Here is a 16,307-nt window from a genome sequence, read left to right as displayed (position 1 = left end):
TCGTCCGTGGCAGAGCGGCGACGGGTCCTCCTGGTCGAGGACGACGAGACGATCGGGCGGGCCGTCCGCGACCGGCTGGCGGCGGAGGGCTTCGACGTCCGCGTGGCCGGGGACGGGGAGACGGCCCTGACCGAGTACGGCAGGGCGGAGCCCGACCTGGTGATCCTCGACCGGCTGCTGCCGGGGCTCGACGGGCTGGAGGTGTGCCGCCGGATGCAGGCGGCCCGGCCCGTGCCCGTCCTCATGCTGACGGCCCTCGGCGAGGAGACCGACGTGCTCGTCGGGCTCGGAGTGGGCGCCGACGACTACCTCGCCAAGCCGTTCAGCATGCGCGAGCTGGTCGCGCGGATCCACGCGCTGCTGCGCCGGGTCGAGCGCGCCACCCAGCTCGCGGCCGAGGACACGGTCATCCGCGTCGGCGAGGTAGAGATCGACACGGCCGCGCGCCGGGTGTTCGTGCGCGGCACGGAGGCACAGCTCACCAGGACGGAGTTCGACCTGTTACGCCGGTTGGCCGAGCGGCCCGGCCAGGTGTTCGAGCGCGACAGGCTGCTGTCGGACGTGTGGGGCTTCTCCGAGGCGGCCGCCACCAGGACCGTGGACAGCCACGTGCGGGCGCTGCGCCGCAAGCTCGGCTCCGACGTGGTCCGCACCGTCCACGGAGTCGGGTACGCCCTGGTGCGCCGATGAGGCCGCTCGACTTCCTGGGCCGGATCAAGGTCAAGCTCGGCATCGTGATCGTGCTGGCCGTCGGCACCGCGTTCGTGGTGAACGAGGTCGGCATCAACTCCGGCCTGTCCCGCGAGCTGCGGATCGCCGTCGCCGTGGTGCTCGCGCTGATCATGGTGCAGGTGCTGGCCATGGGCATGACCAGGCCGCTGCGCGAGATGGCCCGCGCCGCGCAGACCGTCGCCAAGGGCCGCTACGACCTGCGCGTGCGCGCCACCTCGCGGGACGAGGTGGGGGAGCTGGCCAGGGCCTTCAACGCGATGGCGGCCGACCTCGGCGAGGTGGACCGGCAGCGGCGCGAGCTGGTCGCCAACGTCAGCCACGAGCTGCGCACGCCCATCACCGGCCTGCGCGCCGTCCTGGAGAACGTCGTGGACGGCGTCTCCGCGGCCGACCCCGGCACCATGCGCACCGCCCTGGCCCAGACCGAGCGGCTCGGGCGGCTCGTGGCCCAGCTCCTCGACCTGTCCCGGCTCGACTCCGGCGCCCGCCTCATCGAGCCGGAGCCGATCGAGCTGGCCCCGCTGCTGGAGCAGGCCGTGCGGGAGGCGGCGCTGGCCCGCGAGGACGTCCGGATCGTCCCGCGGACCGCCGCCGGCCTCGTGGTGCGCGCCGACCCCGACCTGCTGGCCCAGGTCCTGGCCAACCTCCTCGACAACGCCGTACGGCACAGCCCACCCGGCGGCGTGGTGACGGTGGCGGGGACCGCCCGCGGGGACGGGGCCCGGATCACGGTCGCCGACCAGGGGCCGGGCATCCCGGCGTCGGCGCGGTCGCGGGTGTTCGAGCGGTTCTCGCGGCTGGACGCGGCGCGCGCCGCCGACGCCGGCGGGGCCGGGCTGGGACTGGCCATCGTCAAGGAGATCGTCGAACTGCACGGGGGCGACGTCCGGATCGCGGACGGCGCGGGTTGTCACATGATCATCGAGCTGCCAGGGAGAACCACGATGGGGGACAGACGGGGCGCCACCACACCGGACAGGGGCTCGCAGGGCTTCGAGGCCGCGGCGCCCGTACCGGCTCCTGGGGGTGCCGGGCTCGGCCCGGCGTCCGAGGGCGGCGGGACGGGCGCGGTCGCGGAGGCCGGGGCGTCGGTGCCGGCGGGGGCCGGGACCGGCGCGCCGGAGCCCGTACGAGCCGGGCCGCCCGGCCCGTCCGGGTCCTCGGACGGGCCGGGCGCGGCGCCCGCGCCTCTCTCCGCGCCTCTGCCCCTGCCCGTGCCCGGAGCCGGAGCAGGGGAGAGGCTGGCGCGGCTCGTCACCGGCACCCTCCTCGGGTTGCTCCTCGGGTTCATGGTCGGCGTGGTGGCGGCCGTGTTCGTCAGCTTCGCGGTGGGCGACGGGTTCGCGCTGGCCACGCTGGCGTTGTGCACCCTCCTGACCGGAGCGCTGGGCGCGTCCATCGGCGGAACTCCCCGGCGCGGCGTCGCCGCCGCCCACCAGAGCCCTCCGTACGGCGCCACGGCCGCCCAGCCCCCTGGCCGGCCACCCGCGGCGGCGCCCCAGCCTTCCGGGCACGTACCCGCGGCTCCCCAGCCGTCCGGGCACGCGCCCGCGACGCCCCAGCCGTCGGGGAGCCAGGCGCCGCCTCCCGCCTACGTCCCCCCGCCGCTCTTCCCGCGTCCCGAGCTGCCCGACGCGCCGCGCTGGCTGTTGCCCGCCGCCGCCGGTGCCGGGGTGTTCGGCGCCGTGGCCCTCCCCGGAGCCCAGATCGGCCTGGGCGTCGTCCTGGTCGCGATGGTGCTGGGCGCGGCGGCCATGCCCGCCGTGCTGCGGCGGATGACGCCGTGGACGTCCGCGTACGCCCTGGTCGCGTACACGCTGATCGCCATGGCGGCCGTGCGCGACGCCGACTGGCTGGTCGGCGTGCTGCTCGTGGCCGGCGCCGGGCTGGCCGCGCTGGCGGTGTCCGGGGCCGGGGCCGGCTGGCTCGGCGCGATCAGGGGCGTGCTGTCGGTGCTGCTGGCGCTGCCTCCGGTGCCGTGGTTCCTGGCGGAGCCGGTGAAGCGGCTCACCTCCCGCCGGCGGATCCTGCCGGTGCTGGGCGGGCTGGGCATCACGGCCGTGCTGCTGGTGGTGTTCGGGGTGCTGTTCGCGTCGGCCGACCGCGTGTTCGCCTCGTACGCGCGGCGCCTGACGGCCACCCCCGACTGGGCCGACACGCTGCCGCTGCGCGTCATCGTGTTCGCGCTCGTGGGCGCGCTGCTGACGGCCGTGGTGCTGGTGGCGCTGCGGCCCGTCAACGACCCGGCCGGCCCCGAGGCCAAGCTGACACTGAGCCGGAGCGTGTGGCTGCTGCCGCTGACGGCCGTGAACCTGCTGTTCGCCGCGTTCGTCGCGGTGCAGATCACCGCCCTGTTCGGCGGCAACGCGTGGGTGCTGAGAACGGCCGGGCTGACGTACGCGGAGTACGCCAGGGAGGGGTTCTTCCAGCTCGTCGTGGTGAGCGTGTTCGTGCTCGGCATCGTCGCCGTGGCGGCCGGGGTGGTGCGGACCGGGCGGCGCGAGCGGTGGCTGCTGGCCGGGCAGCTCGGGGTGCTGTGCGCGCTGACCATGGTGGTGCTCGCCTCCGCGCTGCACCGGCTCGCCCTCTACACCGACGCGTACGGCCTGTCCCGGCTGCGGCTGTCGGTGCAGGCGACGCTGTGGTGGCTGGGCGCCGTGTTCGCGCTGGTGCTGCTGGCCGGGGCGGTACGGCTGGCGGGCCGCGGCTCGGCCTGGCTGCCCCGCACGGTCGTCCTGGTCACCGGGCTGGCCCTGGTCGGCTTCGCGTTCGTCAACCCGGACCTGCGGGTGGCGCAGACGCAGGTGGCGGTGCGCGGGGTGGCCAAGCTGGACTCCGACTACCTGGGCGACCTGGGGGCCGAGGCGGTGCCCGCGCTGGACCGGCTGCCCGAGCCGCAACGCAGCTGCGTGCTGGCCGACCTGGTGGCCGCCGACGACCTGGCGGACCCGGACCCGTGGAACGGCTGGAATCTCGCCCGCGCGCAGGCCCGCGCCCTCCTCGCCGAGCACCCGATCCGGCCTGGCGCCTCCTGCCCGCAGATCTCCTCCCGGACGTCCGACTGACGTCCCCTCCGGCTCCCCGGCCCGCGCCCGCGGCGAGGGCGACGGGTCCGCGTCCGTGGTCCGGGTCGGAGGGGCAGGATCGCTCTCCGGCCCGCGTCCGCCGTCAGTGCGACGGGTCCGCGTCCGTGGTCCGGGCCGGACGAGGCGGGATCGCTCTCCGGCCCGCGTCCGCCGTCAGTGCGACGGGTCCGCGTCCGTGGTCCGGGCCGGACGAGGCGGGGATCGGGTTTAATCCTTGGGTGGCTTTCGATGTGATCATCAGCGGTGGCCGGGTGCTCGACGGCACCGGCGCCCCGCCGTACCGGGCCGATGTCGCGGTCACCGGCGACAAGGTCGCGGCCGTGGGGCGCCTCGACGGAGTGAGCGCCGCCACCGTGGTCGACGCGACCGGCCGGCTCGTCTCGCCCGGGTTCGTCGACTGCCACGCGCACGGCGACGCGACCGTCTTCGACCCGTCCGTGCAGCTCGCGGCGCTCCGGCAGGGCGTGACCACGTTCGTGCTCGGGCAGGACGGCCTCTCGTACGCCCCGGGCTCCGCCGGTACCGTCGCCTACGCCGCCCGCTACTTCGCCGCCGTCAACGGCCCCCTGCCCGGCGCCCTGGCCGGCGGCCCGCTGAGCGTGGCCCGCCTGCTCGACGCCTACGACCGGACCGTCGCCCTCAACACCGCGTACCTGCTGCCCCACGGCACCATCCGCTACGACGTCATGGGCCCCTCCCCGGACGCCCCGGCGCCGGACGAGCTGCGCCGGATACTCGCCCACGTCGAGCGCGGCCTGTCGGAGGGCGCCGTCGGGCTGTCCAGCGGCCTGGAGTACCTGCCCGGCCGGTACGCCTCCACCGAGGAGCTGGCCGCGCTGTGCGTGCCGCTCGGCGGCCTGCCGTACGTCACCCACATGCGCGCCTACGGCGCCCGCGCCGGGGTCGGCATGGCGGAGGTGACCGAGATCGCCGCGCGGTCCGGCGCGGCCGTCCACGTCTCCCACCTGCACGGCCCCGCGGACGTGCTGCTGCCGCTCGTGGAGGAGGCGCTGGCCGCCGGGGTCGACCTGACCTTCGACACGTACCCGTACCTGCGGGGCAGCACGATCCTCGCGATGGTGGTGCTGCCGCCGGACGTGCCCGCCGCCGAGACCGACCGGGCCCTGGAGATGCTCACCTCCGGTGAGCTCGACGCCTGGTGGCCCGGCCTCGCGCAGACCTGGCCGCGGCTGACCGTCTCGCACGCGCCCGGCCTGGAGTGGGCCGAGGGCCTGAGCATGGTGGAGGCCGCCGGGCGGGCGGGGGTGGAGCCGGCCGAGTTCTGCCGGCGCCTGCTCGTCGAGACCCGGCTGGAGGCCGGCTGCGTGTCGGCCCGGCCGGACGAGGGGCCCGAGGGGGAGGAGTCGGTGCGGCGGATGCTCCGCCACCCGGCCCAGACCGGCGGCTCCGACGCCATCTACGTGGGCGGCCATCCGCATCCGCGCGGGTTCGGGGCCTTCGCCCGCTTCCTCGGCAGGCACGTGCGCGAGCTGGGCGACTGGACGTGGGAGCAGGCCGCCGTCCACCTGGCCGCGCACCCGGCGCGCCGCTTCGGGCTCGTGGACCGGGGGCTGCTGCGGGCCGGGTTCGCGGCGGACGTGGTGGTGTTCGACCCGGCCACGGTGGCCGACCGCGCCACGTACGAGGCGCCCCGTACGCTCGCCGGAGGGGTGGACGACGTGCTGGTGTCCGGCGTACCCGTGCTGGCGGGCGGCGAGCCGACCGGCGCGACGCCCGGCCGGGCGCTGCGCTCCTGATGGCGGCGCCCGTGACACCCGAGAACGTGGACAGAGGAGACGTCGTGCAGCAAGCCCTCGGCCGGTCGATCTTCGACGGCGGCCTGCCCTTCCCCCTGATGGTCGTGCACCGCGAGGCGCTGGAGCACAACGTCGCCACCATGGCCGCGTTCGCCCGCGGCCACGGCATGGAGCTCGCCCCGCACGCCAAGACGCACATGTCGCCCGAGATCGCCGACCTGCAGCTGGAGGCGGGCGCGTGGGCGCTCACCGTGGCGACGCCGCGGCAGGCCATGGCGGTCCGCTCGTTCGGCGCCTCGCGGATCATCGTGGCCAACCAGCTCGTCGACCCGGCCGGGCTGGCGTGGGCCGCCGCCGAGCTGGCCCGCGACCCCGGCTTCGAGCTGCTGAGCTTCGCCGACTCGGCCGCCGGGGTGGACCTGCTGGCCAAGCACGCTGGCCCCCGGCCGTTCAGGGTGCTGGTGGAGCTGGGCCACCACGGCGGGCGGGCCGGCTGCCGGTCGCTGGAGGAGCTGCTGGAGGTTGTCCGGTACGTCCAGGAAAGTCATGGTGTGGAGCTGGCCGGCATCGCCGGGTACGAGGGCGGGCTGGCCGGCGCCGACGAGGTCCGCGCCTACCTGCGCGAGCTGCAGGACGCCGTCGAGCACGTGCGCCTCAGGCAGCCGATCCTGTCGGTCGGCGGCAGCCAGTGGTTCGACGTGATCGGCAGGGAGCTCGTCGCCACCAAGGCCACCGTCGTGCTGCGCAGCGGCGCCTACGTCACCCACGACGACGGCTACTACCGCGAGCGCACGCCGTTCAACCGCATCGACGGCGAGCTGCGGCCCGCGCTGGAGATCTGGGCGCACGTGCTGTCCACCCCCGAGCCCGGCATGGCCGTCGTCGGCATGGGCAAGCGCGACGCCCCCTACGACGAGGGCCTGCCGGTCCCCAAGCGCGGCGGCGTCGCCGTGACGCGGATGCAGGACCAGCACACCGTGGTGCAGGCCGACGGGCTGCGCCCCGGTGACCTGCTGGCCTTCGGCATCTCGCACCCGTGCACCGCGTTCGACAAGTGGCGCTCGCTTCCGCTCGTCGATCGCGACTACCGTGTCGTCGGCGAGATCAGCACCCATTTCTGAGGAGCATCCATGAAGAGTGAAGTGCGGAGCACCGAGGGCGCGCCTCCCATCGGCGCCTACTCCCAGGGACTGGTCGTCGGCGACTTCGTCTACACCTCCGGCGCCGGCCCCCTGGACCCGGACACCGGTGGGGTCGTCGGCGACGACGTGGCGGCCCAGACCCACCAGACGATGCGCAACCTGGGCGCGATCCTGGCCGCCCAGGGGCTCGGGTTCGACGACGTGGTCAAGGCGACCGTGCACCTGCAGCACCTCAAGCGCGACTTCGCCGCCTTCAACGAGGTCTACCAGTCGTACTTCTCCCGCCCGTACCCCGTGCGGACCACGGTCGGATCGGACTTGATGGACATCCTTGTGGAGATCGACTTCGTCGCGCACAAGAGCGCCTAACCAGGACTGTAAGGTCGGCTCGTGGACAGTTCGGTGTACGTCTTCGTCGAGGATCTCAGAGGCGAGGGCGTCGAGCGGGTGCTCGACAGGATCAGCGGCTACGGCGTCACCGGCGTCACCGTCGGCGCCGTGCACCACGCCTGCCGGGACATCACCCCGCACGGACTGTCCCGGTTGACCGTCCGCCACGACGCCGCCCACTTCACGCCGCCGCCCGAGCTGTTCGCGGGGCTGCGGCTCAAGCCGCCCGCCGGACACCAGGACGCCCTGTCCGGCCTCGCCCAGGCGTGCGCGCAGCGCGGGCTGAAGCTGCACGGCTGGACGGTGTTCCTGCGCAACGCCACGCTCGGCCTGCGCCACCCGGACGTGACCGTGCGCGACTGCTTCGGCGACCGCGGCTCGCCCGCCGACCTGTGCCCGGGGCACCCCGACGTGCGCGACTACGCCGTGGCGCTGGCCCGCGCCGTCGCCCGGCTCGGCGTCGAGAGCGTGGTGGCCGAGGCGCTGCACTTCAACCCGCTGCGGGCGCAGCGGTCGTTCGTGCCGCTCGGGCCGATGGACACATACCTGTTCGGGCTGTGCTTCTGCGACTACTGCATGCGCCGCGCCGCGGACCTGGGCGTCAACGCCGAGGCGGCGCGCGAGGAGTGCGCCGGCATCGTCGGGCGCGTCCTCGACGGCGACGCGCCCGCGCAGGGCGAGGTGACCCGGGCCGCGCTCACCGCCTACGCCGGGCCCGAGGTGGTGGCCTACGCGCGGGCCAGGTCCGAGACCGTGACGACGCTGGTGTCCGAGGTCGCCTCAGCCGTGGAGGCCGAGGGGGCCCGGCTGGTGTTCGTCGACTCGACCGGCGCGGTGAAGGGGTACACCGACGGGCTGCCCACCCCCGGGCTCGCCGCGCACGACGCCTGGCAGCTCGGCGTCGACCTGGTCGCGCTCGGCGACCTCGTGCCGGCCTTCGGGGTGCTCGCCTACGCCCGCGACGCGGCCCGCGTGGCCGACGACGTGGGCGCCTACCTGCGCTCGGTCGGCAAGGACCGGGAGGTGCGGGCCGTGCTGCGGCCGGGCCACCCCGACAGCGACTCGGCCGACCGGCTCGTGGCCAAGGCCCGCGGGGCGAAGGCGGCGGGCGCGGCGGCGGTCGACTTCTACGCGTACGGGCTGGCGCCCCACCCGGTGCTGGACCGGATCCCGGCCGCCCTGGCGGAGGCCCAGTAGCCGCCGGCCGGTCACCGGGACGCCAGCCCGTCCAGGACCGCCGACACCGCCTCCTCCGCGAAGCCGTCCCCCACCGGCAGTCCCCGGAACACCGCCCGCATCCACACCGCCCCGGCCAGCAGGTCCACGATCAGCATCGGGTCGGCCGTCCCCTTCAGCTCGCCCCGCCGTGCCGCCCGCTCGAACACCGCGCGCTCCCGGGCGAACCGGTCGGCGAAGAACCGCCGCGCGTCGAGCTCCGGATGACGTACGGCGGCGCCCAGCGCCGTCACCGCGACGTCCCGCGCGGGAGGCCGCGTCAGCAGGCGCACCACGCCCTCGGCCAGCGCCACCAGGTCGCCCCGCAGGCTGCCCGTGTCCGGCGGCTCGAACCCCAGCACGTCCGCCTCCACCAAGGCCGCCCCGAGCAGCGCGGCCTTGGACGGCCACCAGCGGTAGATCGTCGTCTTGTTCACCCCGGACCGCTCGGCCACCCCCTCGACCGTCAGCCCGTCGTAGCCGCGCTCGGCGACCAGCCGGAGCGTCGCGTCGAAGATCTCCTGCTGCTTCCTGGGCGCCATGCCGTCATTTTCTCCCGGTGAACGCGGTGACGACGCCCAGCCCCAGGTAGACCACGCCGCTGACGTACCGCAGGGTGCGGGCCCGGCGGGCCAGCCGGGTGCCGAGCGCGCCGGCCGTGAACGCGTACACGATGTCCGACAGCAGCCCCAGCGCGAGCAGCGTGACCCCGAGCACCACGATCTGGAGGGCCGGCGAGCTCGCGTCCGCGTCGACGAACTGCGGCAGGAGCGCCAGGAAGAACAGCGTGACCTTGGGGTTGAGCACGTTGACCACGACGCCTTCGAGGAACACCCTGGGCAGCGGCTGCGGCCGCAGCGCCGCGCCGCCCGCCTGGCCCTTCGAGGTGAGCGCGCGGACGCCGAGGTAGACGAGGTAGGCCACGCCGGCCCACTTGACGATCCCGAACAGCGTCGCCGACTTCGTTATCAGGTACGACAGGCCGGCCGCGGCGGCGGCGATGTGCACGAGCGTGCCCGTCTCCACGCCGAACGCGCTGGCCAGCGCCGCCGCCCTGCCCTGGTCAAGGCCGCGGGCGGCGATGTAGAAGTGGTTGGGGCCGGGGATGAGCACCAGGGCCAGGCAGGCGCCGGTGAAGAACAGGTACGTCGACCAACTGATCACGAAATATCAGCGTAGACATGGCTATATGGCGATAAGAAGGCCAATGGTGGGTGGGAGCGGTGGGCCAATGATTGTCGGTGGGTCGTGGCATAGTTGCTGACCGTGAAGGGTCTTCTGGTGGGGCGCGGCGCCGAGCTGGCACGGCTCGTCGGCGTGCTCGAGTCCGCCGCGGCCGGCACCGCCGGGGTCGCGCTCGTCGGGGGCGACGCGGGCATCGGCAAGACCCGGCTGGTCACCGAGCTGGTGGCCGAGGCCAGGGAGCGCGGCTTCCACGTGCTGTCCGGCCAGTGCGCCGAGCTCGGCGACGCCCTGCCGTACCTCCCGCTCGCCGACGCCCTGCGCGGCGCCGAGCCCGCGGTGCGCGAGAGGGCCGCCGCCCACCCGCTGCTCGGCCAGCTCCTGCCCGGCGTGGAGAGCGTCCCGTCGGCCGGGCTGACGCAGCAGCGGCTGTTCGGCTCGCTGCTCGGCCTGCTGTCCGGCATCCAGCCCGTGCTCTTCGTCATCGAGGACCTCCACTGGGCCGACCGCTCCACCCGCGACCTGCTGGTGTTCCTCAGCCGCATGGTGCAGACCGAGCAGGTGTGCGTGGTCGGCACCTACCGCACCGACGACCTCCACCGCCGCCACCCGCTGCGCTCCGTGCTGGCGGAGATGAAGCGGCTGCCCGCCGTCACGGCGGTGGAGCTGGGGCCGCTCGACGCCGGCCAGATGTCCGACTACGTCGCCACCATGGGCCGGGTCGACGCGCAGGGGCTCGGCATGATCGTCGCCCGCGCCGACGGCAACCCGTTCTACGCCGAAGAGCTCTTCGCCGCCATGACCGAGGGCGACAGCCTGCCCGAAGGCCTGGCCAGCCTCCTGCTGTCCCGCGTCGAGGTGCTGTCCGAGCCGGGCCAGCGTGTGCTGCGCGCCGCCGCCGTGGCCGGTCGGCGCGTCGAGGACGAGCTGCTGCGCGAGGTCTCCGGGCTGCCGATCGCCGACTTCGAGGAGGCCGTACGCGAGATCGTCTCGCGCGGGCTGCTGCGCGTCGACGGCTACGGCTACGCCTTCCGCCACGCCCTGCTCCAGGAGGCCGTCTACACCGACCTGCTGCCCGGCGAGCGCACCCGCCTGCACACCGCGTTCGCCCGGCTGCTCACCGCGCCCGCCGAGCTGGCCCACCACCACCTGGCCGGCCACGACCTGGCGGGCGCCCTGGCCGCCTCCGCCGAGGCCGGCCGGCTGGCCGAGCGCCTCGGCGCCCCGGCCGAGGCGCACAGCCACTACGACCAGGCCCTGTCGCTGTGGGAGCGGGTGCCCGACGCCGAGCGGCTGGCCGGCGAGAGCCGGGCGTGCCTGGCCTTCCGCAGCGCCGTCATGGCCGCCGACAGCGGCGACAACCACCGGGCCATCACCCAGCTCCGCGCCCTGCCGCCCACCTGCGAGGTCAGCGAGCGGCTCGCCTACTACCTGTCCGAGATGGACGACCAGGAAGGCGCCATCGCCGCCGCCGAGCAGGCCGTCGCCACGGCGGCCGACGAGGCGTCCCTGGCCCGTGCCCTGGCCACCCACGCCCGCACGCTCACGTGGAGCCCCCGGCACGCCGAGGGCCAGGGGCTGGCCCTGCGCGCGCTCGACGTCGCCCGCGCCGCCGGGGCGCGCGACGCCGAGGTGGGCGCGCTGCTCATCCTCGCCATCCACGCCGAGCTCCAGGGCGACACCCCCAAGGCCCACGACCTCGTCACCGTCGCCTCCGCCGAGGGCACCGGCGACCTCGCCATGGACCTGCGCGCCCGCTTCCACCACGCCCGCCTCCACTACGAGCAGGGCGACCTCGCCCACGCGGCCGAGGTCGCCGACGAGGGCATCCGGCTGGCGTTCGAGACGGGGCTCAAGTGGAGCACCTACGGCACCGACCTGCGGTTCCTGCGCTTCCTCATCCACTACGTCGCGGGGGAGTGGGACCAGGCCGAGGTCGTGGCCGCCTCCTTCGGCGCCCGGGTCGGCACCGTGCCGGAGGCCACCCTGTCGTCGTTCGCCCTGTTCCTGGAGGTGGCGCGCGGGCTGCCGGCCGTGGAGAGCAGGCTCGGGTGGCTGCGGCCGTTCTGGTCCGACGGGCTGGTGGCGTACATGTCGCGCGGGCTCGCCGCCGAGTACGCCCTCTGGCAGGGCGACCCCCAGACGGCGCTCACCCACGTACGCGCGACGCTCGACGTGCTCCAGGCCGGCGAATCTGGCGTCGTGCGCATCGCCGCCGTCGGCCTGTGGGCGCTCGGCGACCTCGGGATCGTCGAGGACGCCGACGAGATGGCCGATCTGGCCCGTTTCGCGCTGACGTCCGGCCCGGTGGGCCAGCGCGGCCCACTCGGTCCCGAAGGGCGCGCGTGGGGGCTGCGGGTCGAGGCCGAATGGCACCGCGTCCACGGCCGGCTCGACCCGGAGCTGTGGCGGGCCGTGGTGGAGGCGTTCGACTACGGCTTCGTGTACGAGACGGCCCGCGCCCGGTGGCGCCTGGCCGAGGCGCTGCTCGCCGCCGGCGACCGGGAGGCGGCCCAGACGGAGTGGGCGCTGGCCCAGGAGACCGCCACCACGCTCCGCGCCGCCCCCCTGGAGAGGGCGCTGGCCGACTTCGGCAGGAGGGCCCGCTTCACCGCCGCCGCCGGGGCCGGCTCGGCCGCGCACGAGTCACCCAACGGCGGGCTGACCGCCCGCGAGCTCGAAGTGCTCGCGCTGGTCGCGGAGGGCCTCACCAACAGGGAGATCGCCGAGCGGCTGTTCATCGCCCAGAAGACGGTGAGCGTCCACGTCTCCAACATCCTCGGCAAGCTCGACGCCTCGACCCGCACCCAGGCGGCCGCCACCGCCCGCGCCCACGGCCTCCTGACCTGATCCCTCACCTGGGGCCGTCAGCTCTGGGCGGGATCAGCTTCTGGCGAGCGCGGCCAGATCCCGCACCACCTGGATCAACTCAGCCGGATCGAACGGCTTGGTGAGATAGGCGTCCACCCCGATGCCCATCCCGCGCCGCTTGTCGTCGTCCTGCGCACGGGCGGTGATCAGCACCACCTTGATGTGACTGGTCGCCTCATCCGCACGCAACCGCTCCGCCGTCACCCACCCGTCGAGATACGGCATCATCACGTCCAGCGTGATCACATCCGGCATGACGTCGAGCACCCGCTCCAGGCAGTCCTGCCCATCGGTGGCGGTCGACACATCGAACCCTTCCAGGCTCAGGTTGACCGCGATGAGCTGACGGATGACCTCGTCATCGTCGACGACCAGCACTTTCCCAAGAACCTCACCCACGGCGGCAAAGCTACCCGTAGTGACGCGGTCACGTGCGGTTTTCCGGCGATGTGTGATCGGAGGTTTATCGTGGTGCGGAGTGGTGGCCGAATACTGGTAGCCTTGTCACACGTTCGGCCCCCTTAGCTCAGGGGATAGAGCACCGGCCTCCGGAGCCGGGTGCGTAGGTTCGAATCCTACAGGGGGCACACGATCCCGATCAGCGGTTCCGGCCGCTGACCAGGGCGAACGACACAGGAACGGGCGGGTCTCCAGTCTCACGGAGCCCCGCCCGTTCTCGTTGGCGCTCACTGCTCGTGGACCAGTTGTGGACCACGACAGAGCTCCGTCCAAGTCTCGAACGACGAGGTGCCGCTTCGTCTCCCCGGCATACGATCGAGATCGGCGTGAGTCAGCGGGTCCGCCGTATCAACCAGGTGCATTGAACAGCCGGCCAGGCCGATCGCCCAAGGCCAGGTAGGGCAGAGCGAACAGTCCCTCGTTGTGATGCTCAGCCGCCCCGGAGGGCGACCGCCACCCGTCGAGGCAGTCGCAGCAGGCGCCGCAGATGACGATGTTGCGATCCTCGGCCACCCCGGAGGTGGCGGTCGCCCTTCCGGGCGACCGAGGGTCGCAACTGGCGGCGTGGCGCACCAATCAAGGACTCCACCGGTGGCGGTCGCCTTTTAAACCAATCGAAGGCCCCATCTCGATCTTGTCGCTGTCCGTGAGGACGTAACCAACCCTTCCGTGGTCGCTCTCCCGGACGGCGAAGACAGAGTTCAAAACCGTGCCGGTTGAACTCGATCAGGTTTCAAGGGCGGCCTCGATGCGGCGGCTGATCTGGCTGTCGCGTCCGTCGAGGCACTTGGCGTACCGCTTGAGCAAGACCTCCACACTGTTGCCCGCGCGCTCGGCTACCACCGTCGCGTCCACACCTGCGTTGAGCCAGGTGGACAGGGCGGCGTGACGCAAGCCGTAGGGTCTTCCGGCGAGGGGTGAGGCGACCTGTTTCGGCGTCAAGGCCAAGCGACGCGCCTCCTCCCAGGTCCGCGCATAGGTGGAGGCGCACAGGACGCCACCACGCTCGTTGCGGAACAGGCGTCCGTCCGGGGCTGTGCCGAACTCCTCAAGGTGCGCCCGCAGGATACGAACCAGTTCCGGCGGGATCGGCACGGGCCGGGCCTCTCGTTCCTCTCACTGCTTGAGCCCGCGTTGGTCGTGCACGGTCCCGCTGTCGATCCACTGTTTGCCGCTGCTCGGGCGGGTCACTTCGAGGGTGAGAAGTCCCCAACCCTCCTCTGGTAGAGCACAGTCCGTTTCCCTGAGCCCGATCGCCTCGGCCGGGCGGAGGCCGGCGAAGTAGAGGGTGGCGAAGAACGCCACGAGGCGGCGGCCTCGTCCGCGATGCCCCGTCCCGCAGGTCGTCCGGGGCTGGTGGATGACTCGGCCGGGTGCTGGAAGTGACGTCGATTTATGGATGAGCACCAAGAGGCGATGGAGGCTGCGCTAAAGCCGGTCCGTGAAGCCTTCCGTGCCCTGGACGGTCGCCTGACACTGAACGAGGCCCGGGTCGCGATCCGGTAGCTCCACACCGCCACGGAGCAGGCCGACGACGATCTGCGGGAGATCAAGCTTGAAGACGCGCCGCGTCTCGCGCCGCCCGAGTGACTCCTCATGATCTAGCCAGGCGAGGCCTGGTGCCTCGTGATCCTGGGGGTGCTGCTGTGGGACGTGCGCCCGGCTACTACCAGTCGCACGAACTGGTAGACCTGCTGCAAACACTCGACCTCAGCCTTGCGGATTCTCGCGAGGCGGGTGACGGCATGGAAGCCGGCACCGGATGAACAGCCGCTGGGTGGTGACCGGAGACCTGTCACCCGCGCGGGAGGCCGAAATATCAGTCCGCCGTAAACTTCTGCAGTATGCCAGGAGGAGCAGCAATTCCCGGACGTACGACAGCAGGAGGAATTACGGCTACTGCGGCAGGACCCGCCGATTCAGCCCAAGGGTTGACGACTGAGCGCCGATCGCGCCCGAGGATATGAGCACCGTTCCCCGAACCGAGCGGGGAATCTTCGAATTTCACGAGGCGATCCGTGGAAATAATTCTCTTTACTCTCGCCTGTGCGCTCGCTAACTGTCTCTGATCCTCTCCATCTACCCAAGAAGCATTGTTTGCCTGTCCGATGAGGGCTGCCAAACAATCCTGCCGCCACGATTCTGGTGGCACAGCCCCGGCGGGCAAGCGGTCCTGGACCCGCTTGCTGCCGGGCACCTTGAGCGCCAGCGCCCGCTCTGCGTGCAGGTCAGGCCAGGTGTGATCGGTCATTCAATCCTGAACAATTCGGAGGACAGATGAACGTCAGAGCAACGCGCCGCCCGAGAGACCTGATGCGGGCGGGCACCACCGTTCTCGCCGGGACTGTTGCATTCCTGTGCATCGCAGCGACGTCAGTCCAGGCCGACCCCACCCCCTCGGCGGCGACAAAACAGGCCCAAGAAATCGCCGCACAGCTACAGCGCGCACCCGGCGGAGTGGTCATCAACGACCGCCAAATCTCCTACGACGACGGTGCGGTCATCGTCACGGTTGAGGCGGACGACGCGTCGGCCCAGAAGCCGACCGATTGCCCCGAAGATTGGTTCTGCCTGTGGTCGAAAACCAGCTTCAAGGGCAACAGATACCAGTTCCACGACCAGGGAAAATGGCAGAACCTGGACAAGTACGGCGTGCCCTGGTTCTACTCTATGTGGAACTTCCGCATCAACAGAGTATTCCTTCGTGACTACCCCAATGTCCCCGCGTCCGAGCGGTGCTACCAAGCGGGCGTGGGTCTCGCCAACACGTCGAACTTCAGGCACCAGCGAGGCATCTACCTGGCAAAAAGCAACAATCGATGCGGTTAGCGCCAAAGTGTCCGAGTATTCAAGAGAACGCGATCAGCGCGTCGTCCGAAAGAATGACGTCGAAAAATGTCTAGTGGTTCACTCCTGGCGAGTGTGGTCTCCGCCCGGCCCAGGTCGCGTTCGAAGTCGCCCATCAGCTTCGGGTCGATCCCTGAGTATCCCCAGTCGGGCGGCTGCTCTACCGCCGGCGGAGTCAGGGAGGGAGGCTCCGTGGTTGCGTCGGCACGCTTGTGACTAGGTCAAACTCGTACACCACTCCCGTGGACGCAACCGACCCAAACGCGATGTTGCGCGCTGCCTCGCGGTTCTCGTCCCTTCTGCTGCATCAGCAGCAGAAGGGATTCTGCGAGACCTCATGACTCAAGACACTCGTCGCGTCCAAACCGCAGTACTCGGCCACCCCGATTCCGATCACCCCATCTCCCTTCCCACGGATCGCAGGGAAGCGGTGCTCTACCTGTCGCGATACAAGAACAAGCGCTTCTTCTGCGGGGTTCTTCTCGGCGGTTGCCGCCCGTTCTCGTTGGCGCCGCACTCGTCACCGGCTCACGGTCACACGTCCCAGGTGACCGGGAGGCTCTTGACCCCGTAGATGTCGGCGGTCTCCGGGCGCAGGGCGACCTGTTCGGCCGGTACGGCCAGGC

Annotated in this window: 13 protein-coding genes and 1 tRNA gene; 9 read left to right on the top strand and 5 right to left on the bottom strand. The window is 72.4% G+C overall.

The window, feature by feature from the left end; all coding sequences use genetic code 11:
• Nucleotides 1–6 precede the first annotated feature (6 nt).
• From AB0H64_RS37065 to AB0H64_RS37040, 6 genes are all read left to right on the top strand, one after another.
• Nucleotides 7–690: a response regulator transcription factor gene (locus tag AB0H64_RS37065; RefSeq protein ID WP_357634283.1), complete on the top strand. Its 684-nt coding sequence runs from the start codon at nucleotides 7–9 to the stop codon at nucleotides 688–690.
• Nucleotides 687–3,797, top strand: coding sequence for a DUF4153 domain-containing protein (locus AB0H64_RS37060; RefSeq protein WP_357634280.1), 3,111 nt, complete (start codon nucleotides 687–689; stop codon nucleotides 3,795–3,797). The genes AB0H64_RS37065 and AB0H64_RS37060 overlap by 4 nt, the downstream gene beginning before the upstream one ends.
• A gap of 239 nt (nucleotides 3,798–4,036) precedes the next feature.
• Complete coding sequence (locus AB0H64_RS37055) at nucleotides 4,037–5,575, top strand: D-aminoacylase (RefSeq protein WP_357634277.1); 1,539 nt, start codon at nucleotides 4,037–4,039, stop codon at nucleotides 5,573–5,575.
• 44 nt (nucleotides 5,576–5,619) lie between these two features.
• A complete protein-coding gene (locus AB0H64_RS37050) occupies nucleotides 5,620–6,696 on the top strand; it encodes an alanine racemase (protein WP_357634274.1) in 1,077 nt (358 codons plus the stop codon).
• Between the two features lie 9 nt (nucleotides 6,697–6,705).
• A complete protein-coding gene (locus tag AB0H64_RS37045; protein WP_357634271.1) occupies nucleotides 6,706–7,086 on the top strand; it encodes a Rid family detoxifying hydrolase in 381 nt (126 codons plus the stop codon).
• 21 nt (nucleotides 7,087–7,107) lie between these two features.
• A complete protein-coding gene (locus tag AB0H64_RS37040) occupies nucleotides 7,108–8,304 on the top strand; it encodes a hypothetical protein (protein WP_357634269.1) in 1,197 nt (398 codons plus the stop codon).
• A gap of 11 nt (nucleotides 8,305–8,315) precedes the next feature.
• Here the strand turns inward: AB0H64_RS37040 and AB0H64_RS37035 are convergent, their stop codons facing one another.
• Both AB0H64_RS37035 and AB0H64_RS37030 read right to left on the bottom strand, forming a co-directional pair.
• A complete protein-coding gene (locus AB0H64_RS37035; protein ID WP_357634266.1) occupies nucleotides 8,316–8,864 on the bottom strand; it encodes a TetR/AcrR family transcriptional regulator in 549 nt (182 codons plus the stop codon).
• A 4-nt stretch (nucleotides 8,865–8,868) separates the two neighbouring features.
• Nucleotides 8,869–9,486 (bottom strand): LysE family translocator, encoded by a 618-nt coding sequence (locus AB0H64_RS37030; protein ID WP_357634263.1) that lies wholly within the window; start codon nucleotides 9,484–9,486, stop codon nucleotides 8,869–8,871.
• Between the two features lie 102 nt (nucleotides 9,487–9,588).
• On the opposite strand from AB0H64_RS37030, the gene AB0H64_RS37025 reads away from it, so the two are divergent.
• Nucleotides 9,589–12,354, top strand: coding sequence for an AAA family ATPase (locus AB0H64_RS37025; protein ID WP_357634260.1), 2,766 nt, complete (start codon nucleotides 9,589–9,591; stop codon nucleotides 12,352–12,354).
• A 33-nt stretch (nucleotides 12,355–12,387) separates the two neighbouring features.
• Here the strand turns inward: AB0H64_RS37025 and AB0H64_RS37020 are convergent, their stop codons facing one another.
• Nucleotides 12,388–12,774 (bottom strand): response regulator, encoded by a 387-nt coding sequence (locus AB0H64_RS37020; RefSeq protein ID WP_357634257.1) that lies wholly within the window; start codon nucleotides 12,772–12,774, stop codon nucleotides 12,388–12,390.
• A 116-nt stretch (nucleotides 12,775–12,890) separates the two neighbouring features.
• Here AB0H64_RS37020 and AB0H64_RS37015 point away from each other — a divergent pair.
• A tRNA-Arg gene (locus AB0H64_RS37015) sits at nucleotides 12,891–12,962 on the top strand.
• Nucleotides 12,963–13,560: 598 nt separating this feature from the next.
• On the opposite strand, the gene AB0H64_RS37010 is transcribed toward AB0H64_RS37015, so the two are convergent.
• Complete coding sequence (locus AB0H64_RS37010; protein WP_357634254.1) at nucleotides 13,561–13,929, bottom strand: hypothetical protein; 369 nt, start codon at nucleotides 13,927–13,929, stop codon at nucleotides 13,561–13,563.
• Between the two features lie 21 nt (nucleotides 13,930–13,950).
• Complete coding sequence (locus AB0H64_RS37005) at nucleotides 13,951–14,139, bottom strand: hypothetical protein (RefSeq protein ID WP_357634251.1); 189 nt, start codon at nucleotides 14,137–14,139, stop codon at nucleotides 13,951–13,953.
• 972 nt (nucleotides 14,140–15,111) lie between these two features.
• On the opposite strand from AB0H64_RS37005, the gene AB0H64_RS37000 reads away from it, so the two are divergent.
• Entirely contained in the window at nucleotides 15,112–15,663 is a 552-nt protein-coding gene (locus tag AB0H64_RS37000) for a peptidase inhibitor family I36 protein (RefSeq protein WP_357634248.1), read from the top strand.
• Nucleotides 15,664–16,307: the final 644 nt, after the last annotated feature.

It is taken from the genome of Nonomuraea sp. NPDC050733 (assembly GCF_040654215.1).
Lineage (GTDB): Bacteria > Actinomycetota > Actinomycetes > Streptosporangiales > Streptosporangiaceae > Nonomuraea.
This window is presented reverse-complemented; position numbering and strand designations above follow the sequence as displayed.